Below are 16943 nucleotides of genomic sequence, written 5' to 3' on the forward strand. Positions count from 1 at the left end.
ACAGCTTTCAGGGCCGGAGCGTCAGGCCGTGACCTCAACGGGCAGGCCGGCAGCCTCCAGGGTGGCGGCCGCGTCCTTGGCGGGGAACGACGGCGGGTTCACGCCGGCCATTTCCTCCATCACGCGGACCACCTGGCAGCTGTAGCCGAACTCGTTGTCGTACCAGACGTAGAGGATGACGTTCTTGTCGTTGGAGATGGTGGCGAGGCCGTCGACGATGCCGGCGCGGCGTGAGCCGACGAAGTCGGTGGAGACCACCTCGGGCGAATCGATGTAGTCGATCTGCTTGCGGAGGTCCGAGTGCAGCGACATTTCCCGCAGGTAGTCGTTGACCTCATCCTTGGTGGTGCCGTTTTCCAGGCTCAGGTTCAGGATGGCCAGCGACACGTCCGGGGTGGGGACCCGGATGGAGCTTCCGGACAGCTTGCCCAGGAGCTCCGGCAGGGCCTTGGCCACCGCGGTGGCGGCACCGGTCTCGGTGATGACCATGTTCAGCGCCGCGGAGCGGCCGCGGCGGTCACCCTTGTGGAAGTTGTCAATCAGGTTCTGGTCGTTCGTGAAGGAGTGGACGGTCTCCACGTGGCCGTGCACCACGCCGTAGCGGTCGTTGATGGCCTTCAGGACCGGGGTGATGGCGTTGGTAGTGCAGGAGGCGGCCGAGACGATGGTGTCCGAATCGGTGATCGCGGTGTGGTTGATGCCGTGCACGATGTTCTTCAGCTCGCCCTTGCCCGGAGCGGTGAGCAGCACGCGGGCCACGCCCTTGCTCTGGAGGTGCTGCGACAGGCCCTTGGCGTCGCGCCAGCGTCCCGTGTTGTCAACAACCAGGGCGTCGTGGATGCCGTAGGCGGTGTAGTCCACGGTCGCGGGGTTGTCCGAGTAGATGACCTGGATCTGGACACCGTTGGCGGTGATGGTGTCGTTCTCGGTGTCCACCTTGATGGTGCCTTCGAAGGAACCGTGGACCGAGTCGCGGCGCAGGAGGCTTGCGCGCTTGGCGAGGTCGTTGTCCGACCCGCGGCGGACCACGATGGCGCGCAGCCGCAGGCCGTGCCCGCCGCCGGCCTTTTCGATCAGGAGGCGGGCCAGGAGCCGGCCGATGCGGCCAAAGCCGTAGAGAACGACGTCGGTGCTGGTGCGGTCGTCGCCGCCGCGCTTGCCGACCACCTCGGCGAGTTCCTTCCGGAGGAACTCATCCAGGCTGGCGCCGTTGCCTTCAACCCGGTACTTCTCGGTGAGGCGGGCGATGTCGATCGCCGCGGCGCCGAGATCCAGCTTGGTCAGGGCGTCCAGCAGAGGAGCGGTCTCCTCGAGGCGCAGTTCTTCCTTGCTCATCCGGCGGGCGAAGCGGTGCGCCTTGAGGATGTTCATGGTGGACTTGTTGATCAGGCTGCGGCCATGGATGGACGTCACCACGTTGTTCTCACGGTACAGCCGGCCGATCACCGGGATCATGGCCTCGGCGAGCGCCTCCCGGCCCATCCACGTATCAAGACAAGAATCTGACGTCTGGCTCACAGAAATACCTTCCTAGAATCCACCACATACGCCCTCGTATGCGGAAGTCGGCTGCCGGAGGTTGTCCGGCACCTCGGCGCCGGGGATTCGGTCCACCCCGGGGCGCCTGCGACGAGCAAAGAAAAACCGCCGGCTGCGAACGCAGACCCGGCGGCAGAACTTCTACGTTCACCATCCATTCTACGGGCGGACGGGCAGGACCCGTGCCCGGCCGTGCGTGAATTGACTCACACCGGTTCCTGCCCCGCTAGGCTGGGGCGATGGTCAAGATGGGGTTACTGGTACTAGCCGTTGTGCTGTGCACCGGCTGCGCGGCGGCCGGCCAGGGAGCGCCGGACGGGTCGCCGTCGCCGGGGCCGCCGTCGGATGCCCGTCCCGGAGTTCCGACGGCGGCCGGGTTCACCCTGGTGGCGCACCGGGGCGGCGCGCTGGTCTACCCGGAGTCCTCGGCGGAAGCCTTCGATGCCGTCAGCAAGACGGCGTTTCCCATCGAGACGGACCTCCGCCAGCTCCGGGACGGCACGCTTGTCCCGCTGCATGACGACGCCGCCGAACGCACCATGACGGGAGTCACCGGCCGCCCGGGCGACATCACTCCGGCCCAGTGGGGAGCGGCCCGGATCAGGCACCCGGCGGGCGGCGCCGAGGGCACACCCACCACATGGGAAGAAATGCTGGATCTGTACGGCGGCCGGAACGTCCTGGTCCCCGAGGTGAAGGACCCCGCCATCGACCTCGCTGCCTTTGCGCAGTCCATCCTGCGGCGCGGCATCCAGGAGAAAGTGGTGGTGCAGACCTTCAGCTTCCCCGCAGCCCAGGCGCTGGCCGGGCACGGCCTGCAGGTGCTGTACCTCGTGAGGGACGGCGACGAGCCCGATCCGGCGTCGATCACTGCAGCCGGAATCGGGCATGTGGGCCCGCACAAGGGCATCAGCCCGGAGTACCTGCAGCGGCTGAAGGACTCCGGCCTGACCGTGTGGCCCTACACGGTCAACGATGCCGCAACCGCGTCCCGGCTGCGGGCCGGCGGTGCCGACGGAGTCTTCACCGATACCCCGTGGGAGCTGGCAGAGCAGCTGGAAACGCGCTGATCCGGCCCCGGCTTCAGCAGAAACGTTCTAGTTGGCGTCCGCGAGGATCATATCCGCCGCCTTTTCCGCGATCATGATGGTGGGCGCCTGCGTGTTGGCACTGACCAGGCGCGGCATGATCGAGGAGTCGACAACGCGCAGACCCTCAAGCCCGTGGACGTTCAGTCGCGGCGAGACGACGGACTGGTCAGTGGTTCCCATGGCGCAGGTGCCCACCGGGTGGTACGACGTCCGCCCGTAGGACCGTACGAAGTTCACGTACTCGTCGCGGGTTTCCACGCGTGTGCCGTCGCCGATGCGCTCCGCCTTGACCAGCGACGCCATGGACGACTGGCTCATGATCTCGCGGCTTTGCTTTACCCCGGCGATGGACATCTCAAGATCGTAGTCATCGGCGAGGTAGTTCGGGTCGATGAGCAGTGGCTTGCTGGGGTCGGAGGATGAGGGCCGGACCGTTCCCCGGCTGCGGGGCCGCAGGAAGTAGGAATTCAGTGTGGCCCCGAACCCGGGCTTCAGTGCCTCCGCGGCCGTCCCCACCCGGGCTGCCGGCAGGAAGTGGAACTGCAGGTCGGGGCTCTTCTCGTCCGTGTTGGCGTAGCTGAACCCCCCTGCCTCGACCAGCGTTGAGGCAAAAGGGCCCGACCGGAAGGCCAGGTACTCGACGCCGGCCAGCACCGTCGCCGGCCGCACCTGGTTGAGCCGGTCCAGGCTGTGGTAATCCCTGAGCTCGTAGACAATGTCGACGTCGCAATGGTCATGCAGGTTCTTGCCGACGCCCGGCAGCGCATGGACGGTGTCGATGCCGGCGGCCGCCAGGTCCGCCGGGTCGCCGATGCCGGAGAGCTGCAGCAGCTTGGGCGAACCGAAGGCGCCGGCCGAGACAATCACCTCGCGGTTGGCGCTGTACGTCCGCAGGCTGCCGCCCTCGATCGCCTGGATCCCGACGGCCCTGCCGTTCTTGATGATCACCTTGGAAACGGTCACATTGGCGCGGACAGTCAGGTTGGGCCGCTTCCGTGCGGGTTTGAGGTAGGCCACCGCAGCACTGCACCGGCGGCCGTTCTTCGTGGTGGTCTGGTAAAAGCCCACACCGTACTGGTCGGCGCCGTTGAAGTCGCTGTTGTAAGGCAGCCCGAACTCCTGGCCGGCCTTGACGAACGCCGCCGACAGCTTGTGCGGCCGCTGCGGGTCGGAAACCCCGAGCGGGCCGTCGGTCCCGTGGTGCGGTGCCGAGAGCCGGCTGTTCGATTCGGAGCGCACGAAGTACTCGTTCACCTCGCAGGCGGACCAGCCCTCACAGCCGAAGTCAGTCACCCAGCTGTCGTAGTCCTCAGCGACGCCGCGGGTGAAGACCTGCGAGTTGATGGAGCCCCCGCCGCCCAGGACGCGGCCCTGCGTGAGCGGGATGCAGCGCCCGTTGCTGTGCTGCTGCGGGATGCTGGCGTAGTCCCACTGGTAGGGGCTGCCTTTCAGCTTCGGAAAGCCCGAGGGGACGTGGATGAAGGGGTGGCGGTCGGATCTGCCTGCCTCAAGCAGCAGGACCCGGATCGAGGGATCTTCGCTGAGCCTGCCGGCCAGAACGCTGCCGCCGCTGCCGCCCCCGGCAATCACATAGTCATATGCTGCGTCATCCGGCATTCTGGCTCCTATGCTGTTCGCAAAATCCACCGTCGCTTGAAGCGTTCCTTGCAGTCTCTGGTTAGGCAGAAGGGATGTCAAGCAATCAGTTTGGCCCGCAGTACCGCGGGAGGAGGCCGGCGGGGCCGGAAAAGCGTCCCGGCGGGCCGGAACCGGGCGCAGGAATCGCGAGCCCGCGGCGCCGCGCTGGCGCAACCGCAACTATTCAGTAGTGGGATGGGTTGACCGATACGCCGGGTTCTGTGTTCCCGCGCCGTTACCAGCGCGGGAGTAGCGGCCATCCATCTACGAACGCCGTTGCCGACGCCCTCCAGCAGCCTACCCGGGCACTCGGGCGGGCAGCCCTCAAACGTGCCCTGTCTGGCCTTGCTCCGGGTGGGGTTTACCTAGCCTTCCCGGTCACCCGGGAAGCTGGTGGTCTCTTACACCACCGTTTCACCCTTACCTGCCCTGCCGCGCGTGCAGGCACGCGCCGCATGCAGGCGGTCTGTTCTCTGTGGCACTGGCCTGCGGGTTACCCCGAGTGGGCGTTACCCACCACCCTGCCCTGCGGAGCCCGGACGTTCCTCGAGCCACTTGCGTGACGCGCGGCCGCCTGGTCAACCCATCCGCAGTCCATTCTACGGTCAGCGCAGACCTGTCCTGCGACACCACGGGCGGCCGGGCCTAAGATCGGGGCATGGATCCGTCCGTCCTGTCCCGGCGCCGGCTGCTGCAACTGGCCGCAACTGTCTCGACAGGGGTGAGCACGGCCGCGCTCACGGCGTGCACGGCCGGGCTCACCCCTGTCGAGACGGACTCCCCCACCGGCCCGGCGGCGGACCCGGCTCCAGCGCGGCCCGCCCCTGTGGCCGTCCGCACCAGCACGGGCCAGTTTGTCTCGGCCTACCGGCCCGGGGTCGCCACGCACTGGTCCCTCGCCGCTCCCGAAATGCCGCCCGGCAGCGCGCAGCCCGAACTGCCCGTGGCGATATTTCTGCATGGACTCGGCAGCGACCACTCCGCCCTGCTGCAGGGCCTCGCCGCCGACGAGGCCCTGCGGCGGCACCTCGACGCCGGCGGGGCGCCGATGGCGCTCGCTGCCGTGGATGGCGGGGACAACTGGTGGCACGCCCGCGCGAACGGCACCGACACCCAGGCGATGCTGGTGCAGGAATTCGCGCCGTTCCTCGGCCAGCGGGGCTACGACCTCGGCAGCATCGGTCTCTTCGGCCTCTCGATGGGCGGTTTCGGCTCGCTCCTGCTCGCCTCCCAAGGCCGGCTGCCCGGCGTCCGGGCCGTCGCGGCCATGAGTCCGGCCGTGTGGGACAACTACGACTCGGGGATGGAAGGCGCCTTCGACGGGCCGGCCGACTTCGCGGCCAACGACGTGTTCGCGCTCCGGCCCCGGCTCGCGGCGCTGCCCACGAGGATTGATTGCGGCACCGGGGACGAACTTGCCGCCACCGTTCGTGCCTACCGCGCCGGACTGCCGGGCCCCGTCGAGGGCGGGTTTCAGCCCGGCGGGCACAACGACAGCTACTGGCGTTCGATCATGCCCGACGTGCTGGCCTTCCTGGGCCGCCACCTGGCCTGAGCCCGCGACAGGATGGCACCGCTAAGATTGACCGGTGCTGATTCTGCTCCCGCCCTCCGAAGGCAAGACCCCCGCCACGGCCGGCGACACCATCGACTGGTCCGCCCTGAGCTTTCCCGCGCTGAACGCCTGCCGGGCCAAGGTGCTGGACGGGCTCGGAACGGTCAGCGCCCACCAGGACGCGCTGTCGCTCCTGGGCGTGGGGCCCTCGCTGCAGGCCGACGTCGACCGCAACACCCGGCTGCACGCCGAGCCGGCGGCCCCCGCCCACCAGGTCTACTCCGGCGTTCTGTACGACGCACTGGGCTACGACACCCTGACGCCGGCGCAAAAACGCAGGGCCGATGAGTCTGTCCTGGTGATTTCCGCGCTCTGGGGAGCCATCCGCTTCGGCGACTGTGTGCCCGCCTACCGGCTCTCCATGGGGACCGCACTGCCCGACGTCGGACGCCTTGCGTCGTTCTGGAAGCCGCAGCTCACGGCTGCCCTCGCGGCGGCCGTGGACGGTGAGCTGCTGGTGGACTGCCGCTCCAGCACGTACGCCGCGGCGTGGGCTCCCCCGCCGCAGCAAACCGTTGCCGTGAACGTGTTCACCGAGGCGGGCGGCGTGCGGAAGGTGGTCAGCCACTTCGCCAAACACACCCGCGGCGAGCTCGCCCGGCACCTGCTGGTCCGGCGGGGCAAGGCGCCGCAGACCCCCGCGCAGCTTCACAAGGCCGCGGCCGAGAAGTGGACCGCGGAACTCGTCGAGGGCACAGCCCGGAAGCCGCACGCCCTCAACATCATCCTGCCCGGCTAGCGGTACAACCCGCCGGCGGTCAGGCGGGCCCTAGGCCCATTCGGCGGAGCGGACCAGAATGCAGCCGGAGTCCGGGCAGAAGACGATGTCGTCCTCCGCCGCGGCCTTGATGTCGGCGAGGTCGCCCGGGCTCAGCTGCATGCCGGACCCCTCGGACGTTCCATGGAAAAGGCGGGCCGCGCCGACCCCGCGCTTGGCCAGGGTCTTCTCGTACACAGCCAGCAGTCCGGCGTCCAGGCCGTCGGCGAATTCGGCACGCTTGCCGCGCACCACGGTGGCCTCGGCGGCGATCTCGGCGAGCTTCTCGTCGAGTTCGGCACGGATGGCACCGAAGGAGCCCTGGATGTCGTCCACGATCTGCTGCTGGGAGGCCTGGCGCAGGCGGAGGGAATCGAGTCGCTCCAGGACTTCCAGTTCCACGTCCTCAAGGTCGGAGCGGCGCTTGTTCAGGGAGACGAGGTCGCGCTGCAGGGCCACCAGGTCCTTGGACAGCCCGGTGCCGCTGTTGAGCCTGGCCTCGTCGCGTTCAATCCTGGACGCCACCTGCTCCACGTCCGCTTCGGCGCGCTTGAGCTCGAGTTCGGCGTCGTGGACGGCCACTTTCGCGGCACCGAGTTCGCCGTTGGCCACGGCGAGGGCGGCTTCGAGATCGGTGATCCGGGAGTCGCTTTCAAGGCTTCGGCGGCGGTTGAACAGGGACTTGAGCTTCGCATCGAGTCCCTGCAATTCGAGCAACTTCAACTGTTCCGCCGGTGCTGCCTTGGCCACTATTTACCTCCGCTTGTTCCCTGCCGGCCGGAGCCGGGCGCCTACGCGGCGCTCCCTAGACTCTAGCGCCTAGCGTACTCCCCGGCCTCGCTGCGCCCACTTGGGCCCTTCGCACGCCAGGCTTAGCCCGGAGTCAGAATGAAGTCCCACGGGTCACTGTTGGTGGTGCTGACCCGGATTTCAACGTCGTGGCCCTGGTCGCTCAGCACGTTGCCCAGCGCCTCGGCGGCGGCCGGCAGCCACAGCCATTCGCTGGCGAAGTGTGAAACGTCGATCAGGTAGGGCCGGTCGTTGACCGCCGCCTCGCGGGCTTCCGACGCCGGGTGGTGCCGGAGGTCCGCCGTCAGGTACACGTCGGCGTTGCTCGCCCGGACCTCGCCGAGGAGCGAGTCCCCGGCGCCTCCGCATACCGCTACACGGCGCACCAGCCCGTCCCGGTCCCCGGAGACGCGCACCCCGCCGGCCACCGCGGGCAGGATGCCGAAGACGCGGGCGGCGAAGTCGCCCAGGGTCACGACCTCGTCGAGGTCACCCACCCGCCCGATGCCCTCTTCCGGCAGGCCGTTCGCCGCCGGGGTCAGCGGCTCGACGTTCTGCAGCCCCAGGGCGTCGGCCAGGACATCCGAGACGCCTCCGACGGCGGAGTCCCCGTTGGTGTGCACGGTCAGGAGGCCCGTCCCTGACTCAATCAGCCGGTGGATGGCCCGGCCCTTCGCGGTGGTCGCCGCGACCGACGTGACCCCCTTGAGCAACAGCGGATGGTGCGTGATGAGCAGCTCGGCGCCGAACTCGATGGCCTCCTCGATCACCTCGAGGGTGGGATCGACGGCGAAAAGGATCCTGCCGACCGGCGCGGACGGATGGCCGGCCACGAGGCCCACCTCGTCCCAGTCCTCAGCGAGCGATTCCGGCCAGAGTTCCTCGACAGCCAGCAGGACGGTGCCCAGCGTGGGAGCCTCGGCAGCGTCCCCGGACCCGTTGCCGGCAGCATCGTTTCCTTCGGCCGGCGTGGCTGAAACGTCGGTGTTTTCAGGTTCCATACCCACATTTTTACCCTATCGGCCGGGCTCCGCCGCAGACGCCGGGAATCATCGGGGCCCTTGAACCATTGAAGAGAGCATGAGAACTTTTGTCCTCGGCGGAGGCTGCTTCTGGTGCCTCGACGCCGTCTACCAGAAAACCAGCGGTGTCAGCGACGTCGTCTCGGGCTACACCGGAGGCCATGACCGCGCCCCGGACTACTACGCCGTCTGCTCGGGAACCACGGGCCACGCCGAAGTTGTGGCCGTGACGTTCGATGAGGAGGTGATCCCCGCGGAGGTCATCCTGGACATGTTCTTCGCGCTGCATGACCCCACCACCCTCAACCGCCAGGGCTACGACGTCGGAACCCAGTACCGCTCCTCGATGTTCTACGAAACGACCGAGGAGAAGATCCTCTTTGAGGAAGCGATCGACCGGAACCAGGCCCTGTGGGCGCACCCGATCGTCACGGAGGTCAGCCGGCTGCCCGTGTTCCACCGGGCGGAGGAAATCCACCAGAACTACTTCGCCAAGTTCCCGGAGCAGGGCTACTGCCAGGTGATCATCAATCCGAAGCTGGCAAAGGCCAGGAAATATTACTCTGCATGGCTTAATGCTTAGCTAGGGTCCGAGAGCCCTCGTTAAGCTGACCTCAATTCCCTCTTCGACAGACAGGCGCAGACACCCATGGCACGGATCTATGACGATGTTACCCAGCTGGTCGGCGGAACCCCGCTGGTCAGGCTCAACCGGCTGAGCGAAGGACTGGACGCCACGGTGGCCGTCAAGCTGGAGTTCTACAACCCGGCCAACAGCGTCAAGGACCGCATCGGCGTCGCGATCGTCGACGCCGCGGAGAAGTCCGGGGCGCTGAAGCCCGGCGGAACCATCGTCGAAGGCACCTCCGGCAACACCGGCATCGCCTTGGCCATGGTGGGCGCTGCCCGCGGCTACAAGGTCATCCTGACCATGCCGGAGACCATGTCCACCGAACGCCGGGTCATGCTGCGCGCCTACGGTGCCGAGATTGTGCTCACCCCCGGGTCCGAGGGCATGCGCGGCGCCGTCGAGAAGGCCCAGGAGATCGTCGCCAACACGGAGAACTCCATCTGGGCCCAGCAGTTCGCCAACGAGGCCAACCCCGAGGTGCACCGCCAGACGACGGCCGAGGAAGTCTGGGCCGACACGGACGGCAAGGTGGACATCTTCGTCGCCGGCGTCGGCACCGGCGGAACCGTCACCGGCGTCGGGCAGGTGCTCAAGGAGCGCAAGCCCGAGGTGCAGATTATCGCCGTCGAGCCGAAGGACTCCGCCATCCTCAACGGCGGCGCACCGGGCCCGCACAAGATCCAGGGCATCGGCGCCAACTTCGTCCCGCAGATCCTCGACACCAACGTGTACGACGAGGTCCTCGACGCCACCCTTGAGGACTCGGTTCGCGTGGCCCGCGACCTTGGCGTCAAGGAAGGCATCCTGGGCGGCATCTCCTCCGGCGCGATCGTGTGGGCTGCCCTGGAACTGGCCAAGCGCCCCGAGAACGCCGGTAAGCTGATTGTTGCTGTTGTGTGCGACTTCGGTGAGCGCTACATCTCCACCGTGCTGTACGACGACATCCGCGGCTGAGTCCCGGCCGTGTCCCCAGAATTCGTAGAAAGGTCTTTGTGAGCTTCTTCGCAAGACTGAAGGAAGACCTCGACGCCGCCCGGTCCCACGACCCGGCGGCTCGAGGTTCTTTTGAGAACTTCTTTGCCTACTCCGGCCTGCACGCGATCTGGCTCCACCGCCTGACGCACAGGATGTGGCAGAACCCGGCGCTGCGGTTCCCGGCACGGCTGGTCTCGCAGCTGGCCAGGTTCCTCACCGGGATCGAGATCCACCCCGGCGCCACGATCGGCCGCCGCTTCTTCATCGACCACGGCATGGGCGTGGTGATCGGCGAGACCGCCGAAATCGGTGAGGACGTCATGATCTACCACGGCGTCACCCTCGGGGGCCGTTCCCTGGCCAAGGTCAAGCGGCACCCCACCATCGAGGACCGCGTGGTGATCGGGGCCGGGGCCAAGATCCTGGGCCCCATCACCATCGGCCGGGACAGCGCCGTGGGCGCCAACGCCGTGGTGGTCAAGGACGCCCCCGCCGAATCGATCCTCACCGGCGTGCCCGCCACGTGGCGGCACCGGGACGCGCAGCGCGAGACCAAGGCCGCCGTCGACCCCGCCGAGTACCTGATCGAATACCGGATCTGACCGGCGGGCCGCCCGGCTCCCGGCGGGGTTACGCGGTAAACCGCTTGTAGATGTTCCAGATGACGACGTCGAAGATCCGGTCCGGGAGCACCCGCCGCAGCAGCAGAATGGCCCGGGCGCCCTTGCCCACGGGATAGCGGGTCTTGGGCTTCGGGGACGTCGCGGCGTGGACGATGGCGTCGGCAATGACGCCCGGGGGCGTCGACATCGTGGAGCCCACCGTGGACGCCAGCGCCGCCGCCACCACCTTTGCCTGGTCCATGTAGGGTCCGTGGCCGGATGTGGCGAGCAGGCTGTCACCGGAGATGGCCCCCCACTCCGATTCGGTCCCGGACGGCTCGATGATGCTCACCTCGACGCCGTGGGGCTGCAGTTCGAGGCGCAGTGAATCGCTGAGGCCCTCGACGGCGAACTTCGTGGCGTGGTACCAGGCACCCAGCGGCTCATACATTTTCCCGCCGATCGAGGACACGTTGATGATCCTCCCCCGCCCCGCGGCCCGCATCCCGGGAACCACCAGCTGGGTCATCCGTGCGAGGCCGAAGACGTTGACGTCGAACTGCCGCCGCCCCTCGGCCAGCTCAACTTCCTCCAGCGAACCGTAGGACCCGTAGCCGGCGTTGTTCACCAGCACGTCCACCCGGCCGTGGGCAGCGATGACCTGCCCGACGGCGGCGCTCATGGAGTCCTCGTCCGTGACGTCCAGCTCCACGACCGTTACACCGTGGGCCTTGAGCGGCTCCATCTTCTCGACCCGGCGGGCGCCGGCATACACGATAAAACCCCGGGCGGCCAGCTTCCAGGCGGCCTCGAAGCCGATGCCGGTGGAAGCTCCGGTGACAAACGCTACGGGCTGGTTCATCTGCTGCACTCCTCGGACGGCGGCGTGGACGGCGGGTGTGGATTCCGGGACGGGGCCCGGGGAAAAACAAACGGCCGGTGCTCCCAGAGTAACGGGAGCACCGGCCGCCGGCGTCAGGGGCCGGAACTAGTGCGTGTCCACTGCCTCGATTTCGGACTTGTCCTCGCCCCAGAGGGTGTGGAAGGTGCCTTCGGCGTCAACACGGCCGTAGGTGTGCGCGCCGAAGAGGTCGCGCTGGCCCTGGATCACGGCGGCCGGAAGGCGCTTGCGGCGGAGGCCGTCGTAGTAGGCCAGCGAGGAGGAGAACACCGGCACCGGGATGCCGAGCTGGACGGCGGTCGAGACCACGCGGCGCCAGGCCGGGAGGACATCGGCGATCGCCTTGGTGAAGGCCGGGGCGAACAGCAGGTTCGCCGGCTTCTCCTCCGCGGCGTAGGCCTTGGTGATTTCCTTGAGCAGCTCGGCGCGGATGATGCAGCCGCCGCGCCACAGGGACGCGATCTCGTCCAGCTTCAGGTCCCAGCCGTATTCCTTGGCGGCGGAGGTGAGCATGTCCAGCCCCTGCGCGTAGGAGACCAGCTTGGAGGCGTACAGCGCCTGGCGGACGTCCTCGACGAAGCTCTCGGGGATCTCGACGTCGGCTTCCGCACCGGCCAGGAGCTCCTGGGCCAGCTTGCGCTGCTCCGTCTGGGAGGACAGGGCGCGGGCGAAGACCGATTCGGCGATGCCCGACGTCGGGGAGCCCAGCTCGAGTGCGGAGATGACAGTCCAGCGGCCGGTGCCCTTCTGGCCTGCGGCGTCCACGACGACGTCGACGAACGGCTTGCCGGTCTTCGGGTCGACGTGGCCGAGGACCTCGGCGGAGATTTCGATCAGGAAGGAGGCGAGGTCGCCCTTGTTCCACTCTTCGAAGATCTTTGCCTGGTCCGCAGGTTCGATGCCCGCGCCGGAGCGCAGCAGGTCGAAGGCTTCACCGATGACCTGCATGTCGGCGTATTCGATGCCGTTGTGGACCATCTTGACGAAGTGGCCGGCGCCGTCGGTGCCGATCCAGGCGCAGCAGGGCTGGCCGTCCACCTGGGCGGCAATTTTTTCCAGCAGCGGGCCGAGGGCGTCGTAGGACTCCCTGGATCCGCCGGGCATGATGGACGGGCCGTTGAGCGCGCCCTCTTCGCCGCCGGAGACGCCGATGCCGACGAAGTGCAGGTCCTTCTTCGCGAGTGCTGCCTCGCGGCGGCGGGTGTCCTCGTAGTGGGAGTTGCCGGCGTCGATGATGATGTCGCCCGGTTCCAGGAGCGGTTCGAGCTGTTCGATCACGGAGTCAACCGGCTTGCCGGCCTTGACCATGATGAGCACGCGGCGCGGCTTCTCCAGCGAGTCGACGAGCTCCTGCAGGGTTTCCGTGCGGACGAAGTCACCGTCGTGGCCGTGCTTGGCCAGGAGCGCGTCGGTCTTCTCGACGGACCGGTTATGCAGGGCAACGGTGAAGCCGTTCCGGGCCAGGTTGCGGGCGAGGTTGGCCCCCATCACCGCAAGGCCGGTGACACCGATGTGTGCTGACATCAAAACTCCAATTCATTCTGTGCAACGAGTGCAGTCCGTGCCGCGCGGAAGGCGGCACTATCTTCTTTGGGATCAGTGGCTGTCAATAAACCATATGTATTTCCACGGGCTACGGGAAAGCAGTGCCCACGTGGCGGAATATGGCGCGTCACAAACAGTCTATGATTTTCGGCGCCCTTTGCGCCGGTCCGGGGCCGTGCGGCAGGTGGCTGACCCCGCGCCGCACTATGCTTACGACTATGTCAACCAGCCTCCACCACCGCGCGATTGAGCACCTCGGCACCCGCATCGTGACGGGCGAGCTCCCGGCCGGCCACATCATGCTCGCCGAGCACCTCGAAGGGGAACTCAAGGTGTCCCGTTCGGTGGTCCGTGAAGCGGTGCGCGTCCTGCAGTCCCTCGGCCTGGTCGAAACGACCAAACGGGTGGGCATCCGGGTGCTGCCGGCCAGCCGGTGGAACCCCTTCGACCCCCAGGTGATCCGCTGGCGCCTCGCCGGCGTCGGACGCGGTGCGCAGCTGCGCTCCCTCGCCGAGCTGCGCACCGCCGTCGAACCCGTGGCCGCCGAACTGGCCGCCGCCAACGCCCCCGAGGAGATCCGCCGCGAACTGGTGGAGGTCGCGCACGCCATGCACGACGCAGGGAAGGGCGGGGACGTGCCCAGGTTCCTTGAGCTGGACATCCACTTCCATTCCCTGCTGCTGACCGGCTCCGGGAACGAGATGTTCGCCAACATGGTGGGCCAGGTGGCCGAAACGCTGACCGGACGCACTGTGCACGGCCTCATGCCGGACCACCCGAACGATTCGGCCCTGCAGTGGCACGTGGATGTGGCCGAGGCGATTGCCGCGGGAAACCCGGCCGGTGCCCGCGAGGCCTCGGAGCGGATCATGCGGCAGACCATCTCCGAGATGGAACCCGAATGGAAGGACCAGCCACGGGTGTTCGTCCCGGTCCCCCGGCCGTAAGCCTCCCCTGCCTGTCGTTACCGGCCCTGCGTCCGGGCCGGTCACGCTCCGGCGTCCGGGCGGAAGTCCAGCAGCACCTTCCCGGAAGCTGCTGAATTCCGGGCCACTTCGAAGGCTTCGAGCCCCTCGCCCAGCGGGAACGTGTGGGTGACCACCGGGTCGACGAACAGCGTCCCGTCGGCGAGCGCCGCAATGACGTCGTCGATTTCGTCGTTGAAGCGGAAGGATCCCAGCAGTTCCAGTTCGCGGGTGATGGCGAGCGAGATCAGGACCGGCTGCGGCCCGGCCGGCAGCAGGCCCACCATGACCACCTTGCCGCCGCGCACTGCCCCCTTGATCGCGGAGGCCAGCCCGTGGTGGCTGCCGGAGGATTCGATGACCACGTCCGCGGCGACGGCTTCGATGGCTTCCGTCTCGTCGCCCCTGAGAACGTGGTCGGCGCCCACGGCGCGGGCTATCTCCAGTGGCCTGGCGTGCATGTCCACGGCCACAATCCGCCGTGCGCCGGCCCGTTTGAGGACCGCCACGGCTAGCGCGCCGATGGGACCGCTGCCGATCACCAGGGCGGTCTTGCCCGCCACGTCCCCGGCGCGCGAGACGGCGTGCCAGGCGACGGCCGCGGGTTCCACCAGCGCGGCGGACCGCAGCCCGAGGTTGTCCGGCAGGGCGCGGAGCATCCGGGCCGGAAGGATTGTGTACCGGCTGAAGGCCCCGTCGGTGTGGGGATAGCGCGCGGCGCTGCCGAGGTAGGTGCAGCCCGGCGAAAGGTTGGGCCGGTCTGCGGGGTATGGGACGGTGCCCGGGCCGGGCGTGGCGGGATGGACGGCCACCCGGGTTCCGGCCGTCGGCCCGGTGCCGTCCGCGGCGGCCTGGAGCACCGTCCCCACGATTTCGTGGCCGAGGATCATGGGCGCCTTGAGGACGGATTCGCCGGCGGCGCCGTGCAGCCAGTAGTGCAGGTCCGAGCCGCAGATGCCGCCGAAGGCCACCTCAATCACAGCCTCGTCGGACGCCGGGGCGGCGAGGGGGATGTCTTCTATACGGAGGTCGCCCGCGGCATGGGCCACCACTGCGGCCGCGGTGGCCGGAAGGAGCGCTGCGCCGGCCATCAGACCACCACCGTCATTCCGCCGTCGATGAAGATGGTCTGCCCGTTGACGAAATTCGAGCCGTCGGACGCGAGCCAGACGGCCGGGCCGGCCAGGTCCTGCACCGTCCCCCACCGGCGCGCCGGGGTCCGGCCCAGGATCCAGGCGTTGAACTGTTCGTCATCCACCAGGTTCTGGGTCATTTCAGTGTGGATGTAGCCTGGCGCGATGCCGTTGATCTGCAGCCCGAAACCTGCCCATTCGGCTGTCATGACACGGGTCAGGTTCCGCAGGCCGCCCTTGGCCGCGACGTAGGGCGCGATGGTGGGGCGGGCCAGGTCCGTCTGGACGGAGCAGATGTTGATGATTTTGCCCCGGCCGCGCGGAATCATGTGCCGGGCGGCCTCCCGCCCCACGAGAAAGGCGCTGGTCAGGTCGGTGGCGATGACGCGTTCCCAGTCGGCGACGTCGAGCTCCAGCATGGGGACCCGGTGCTGGATGCCGGCGTTGTTGACCAGGATCTCCAGCGGCCCGATGGTGTCTTCCACCCATGCGATGCCCCGTGCCGCCTCGGCGTCGCTGGTGACGTCGAACGCGCAGCTGGCGATCCGGCCGGGCGGGTAGTCGACGGCCATGGCGGTTTCGGCGGCCTTCAGCCGTTCGGGGTTGACACCGTTGAGCACCACGGTTGCCCCGGCGTCGGCCAGGGCGCGGGCCAGGGCGTTGCCGATCCCCCGGCTGGAGCCGGTCACCAGTGCGGTCCGGCCGGTCAGGTCAAAGAGTCCACTCATGCGTTTGCTGGTCCTTACTTGGTGTTGGCTGTGATGGTGGCTGCCGCGCCGTCTGTCGTGTCGCCTGCACTGCCGCCTCCGGCGGCGCCGCTGAGGTTGGCGATGGCCTGCCGCACCACGGCGAGGTCCCGGTCCCCCAGTCCCTGGCGCGTCAGTTCTGCGTAGAGGTCCACTCCGGCGGCGGCCATGGGCACCGCGGCATCGACGGCGCGGGCGCTCTCGAGCACAAAGGACAGGTCCTTGTGCATGAACTTGGCCGGCCCGGTCGGCTCGTAGTCTTTGGCGGCGAGCCGCGGGCCCACGATCTCAAGGACCCGGCTGCCGGCCAGGCCGCCGGCGAGGACGCCGTAGAGGGCGTCAACGTCCATGCCGGAACGTTCGGCGAGTTCGGCGGCCTCGGCGAGTGCCGCCGTCGTGGTCCCGACGATGAGCTGGTTGCACGCCTTGGCCAGCGAGCCGGAGCCCAGCGGACCCAGCCGCCGGACGGTGCTGCCCATGGCGCTGAACAGCGGAAGGAGCCGCTGGAAGTCTTCCTCGGAGGCACCGGCCATGATGGCCAGGGTTCCTGCAACGGCGCCGGCGGTGCCGCCGCTGACGGGGGCATCGACCACGACGGCGTTTCCGCCGCTCGCCTGGTCCACCCGCGCCCCGAATTCCTTCACCGCGGCCGGCGAGACGCTGCTCATGACCACCACGAAGGTCCCCGCGGCGGGAGGGTTGCGGGACCAGGCGGCCAGAAGCGGTGCGGCGGCGTCCTCGATGTAGGACAGGTCCGGCAGCATAAAGATGACCACCGGCGCGTCGCGGAGTTCCTCGACGTGGGCAACCCCTGACCCGCCGAGGGCCTCAAACTTCTCCAGCGCCGCCGCCGACCTGTTCCAGGCGCGGACCGCCCAGCCCGCAGCGAGGAGGTTTCCGGCCATGGGCGCCCCCATCAGGCCCAGTCCCACAAACCCGGCTTCCTTCCGGTCCATATGCATTCCGCCTCACTCCGTTGTGGTTTCTGCCGGTG

Annotated in this window: 16 protein-coding genes and 1 other RNA gene; 7 read left to right on the top strand and 10 right to left on the bottom strand. The window is 68.3% G+C overall.

Annotated elements, in window-relative coordinates; genetic code table 11:
* Window positions 1-21: 21 nt before the first annotated feature.
* Window positions 22-1518 (bottom strand): glyceraldehyde-3-phosphate dehydrogenase, encoded by a 1497-nt coding sequence (locus tag ACTWQD_RS09295; protein WP_443195849.1) that lies wholly within the window; start codon window positions 1516-1518, stop codon window positions 22-24.
* Window positions 1519-1778: 260 nt separating this feature from the next.
* On the opposite strand from ACTWQD_RS09295, the gene ACTWQD_RS09300 reads away from it, so the two are divergent.
* A complete protein-coding gene (locus ACTWQD_RS09300; RefSeq protein WP_443195850.1) occupies window positions 1779-2609 on the top strand; it encodes a glycerophosphodiester phosphodiesterase in 831 nt (276 codons plus the stop codon).
* Between the two features lie 27 nt (window positions 2610-2636).
* Here the strand turns inward: ACTWQD_RS09300 and ACTWQD_RS09305 are convergent, their stop codons facing one another.
* Window positions 2637-4247, bottom strand: coding sequence for a GMC family oxidoreductase (locus ACTWQD_RS09305; protein ID WP_443195851.1), 1611 nt, complete (start codon window positions 4245-4247; stop codon window positions 2637-2639).
* Window positions 4248-4460: 213 nt separating this feature from the next.
* Window positions 4461-4854, bottom strand: an RNA gene (gene rnpB / locus ACTWQD_RS09310) — RNase P RNA component class A.
* 72 nt (window positions 4855-4926) lie between these two features.
* On the opposite strand from rnpB, the gene ACTWQD_RS09315 reads away from it, so the two are divergent.
* Together ACTWQD_RS09315 and ACTWQD_RS09320 are read left to right on the top strand one after the other, a co-directional pair.
* On the top strand, window positions 4927-5823 hold the full coding sequence (locus tag ACTWQD_RS09315; protein WP_443195852.1) for an alpha/beta hydrolase: 897 nt from the start codon (window positions 4927-4929) through the stop codon (window positions 5821-5823).
* 34 nt (window positions 5824-5857) lie between these two features.
* Complete coding sequence (locus ACTWQD_RS09320) at window positions 5858-6622, top strand: YaaA family protein (RefSeq protein ID WP_443195853.1); 765 nt, start codon at window positions 5858-5860, stop codon at window positions 6620-6622.
* Between the two features lie 30 nt (window positions 6623-6652).
* On the opposite strand, the gene ACTWQD_RS09325 is transcribed toward ACTWQD_RS09320, so the two are convergent.
* Window positions 6653-7390: a zinc ribbon domain-containing protein gene (locus ACTWQD_RS09325; protein ID WP_443195854.1), complete on the bottom strand. Its 738-nt coding sequence runs from the start codon at window positions 7388-7390 to the stop codon at window positions 6653-6655.
* A gap of 122 nt (window positions 7391-7512) precedes the next feature.
* On the bottom strand, window positions 7513-8430 hold the full coding sequence (locus tag ACTWQD_RS09330) for a Nif3-like dinuclear metal center hexameric protein (RefSeq protein WP_443195855.1): 918 nt from the start codon (window positions 8428-8430) through the stop codon (window positions 7513-7515).
* Window positions 8431-8509: 79 nt separating this feature from the next.
* Between ACTWQD_RS09330 and msrA the strand changes: the two genes are divergently transcribed.
* The 3 genes from msrA (at window position 8510) to epsC (ending at window position 10659) form a co-directional block, all read left to right on the top strand.
* Window positions 8510-9034 carry a peptide-methionine (S)-S-oxide reductase MsrA gene (gene msrA / locus ACTWQD_RS09335; protein ID WP_443195856.1) on the top strand — a complete coding sequence of 175 codons (525 nt, stop codon included), beginning with the start codon at window positions 8510-8512 and terminating at the stop codon, window positions 9032-9034.
* Between the two features lie 66 nt (window positions 9035-9100).
* The gene (cysK, locus tag ACTWQD_RS09340; RefSeq protein WP_443195857.1) at window positions 9101-10036 is read left to right on the top strand and encodes a cysteine synthase A; all 936 of its coding nucleotides are present in this window, start codon (window positions 9101-9103) and stop codon (window positions 10034-10036) included.
* Between the two features lie 38 nt (window positions 10037-10074).
* Window positions 10075-10659 carry a serine O-acetyltransferase EpsC gene (epsC, locus tag ACTWQD_RS09345; protein ID WP_066437290.1) on the top strand — a complete coding sequence of 195 codons (585 nt, stop codon included), beginning with the start codon at window positions 10075-10077 and terminating at the stop codon, window positions 10657-10659.
* A 28-nt stretch (window positions 10660-10687) separates the two neighbouring features.
* On the opposite strand, the gene ACTWQD_RS09350 is transcribed toward epsC, so the two are convergent.
* Window positions 10688-11521: an oxidoreductase gene (locus ACTWQD_RS09350; RefSeq protein ID WP_443195858.1), complete on the bottom strand. Its 834-nt coding sequence runs from the start codon at window positions 11519-11521 to the stop codon at window positions 10688-10690.
* A 126-nt stretch (window positions 11522-11647) separates the two neighbouring features.
* On the bottom strand, window positions 11648-13084 hold the full coding sequence (gene gndA, locus ACTWQD_RS09355) for an NADP-dependent phosphogluconate dehydrogenase (protein WP_443195859.1): 1437 nt from the start codon (window positions 13082-13084) through the stop codon (window positions 11648-11650).
* Window positions 13085-13323: 239 nt separating this feature from the next.
* Here gndA and ACTWQD_RS09360 point away from each other — a divergent pair, with 239 nt between their 5' ends.
* Complete coding sequence (locus ACTWQD_RS09360) at window positions 13324-14052, top strand: FadR/GntR family transcriptional regulator (protein ID WP_443195860.1); 729 nt, start codon at window positions 13324-13326, stop codon at window positions 14050-14052.
* Between the two features lie 41 nt (window positions 14053-14093).
* Here ACTWQD_RS09360 and ACTWQD_RS09365 read toward each other — a convergent pair whose 3' ends face one another.
* From ACTWQD_RS09365 to ACTWQD_RS09375, 3 genes are read right to left on the bottom strand one after another with little or no spacing between them, the layout of a single operon-like run.
* Entirely contained in the window at window positions 14094-15161 is a 1068-nt protein-coding gene (locus tag ACTWQD_RS09365; protein ID WP_443195861.1) for an L-idonate 5-dehydrogenase, read from the bottom strand.
* Window positions 15161-15931, bottom strand: coding sequence for an SDR family oxidoreductase (locus ACTWQD_RS09370; RefSeq protein WP_443195862.1), 771 nt, complete (start codon window positions 15929-15931; stop codon window positions 15161-15163). The genes ACTWQD_RS09365 and ACTWQD_RS09370 overlap by 1 nt, the downstream gene beginning before the upstream one ends.
* Before the next feature lie 14 nt (window positions 15932-15945).
* The gene (locus ACTWQD_RS09375; RefSeq protein ID WP_443195863.1) at window positions 15946-16905 is read right to left on the bottom strand and encodes an NAD(P)-dependent oxidoreductase; all 960 of its coding nucleotides are present in this window, start codon (window positions 16903-16905) and stop codon (window positions 15946-15948) included.
* Window positions 16906-16943 lie beyond the last annotated feature (38 nt).

Source organism: Pseudarthrobacter sp. 1C304, assembly GCF_052245515.1.
Lineage (GTDB): Bacteria > Actinomycetota > Actinomycetes > Actinomycetales > Micrococcaceae > Arthrobacter.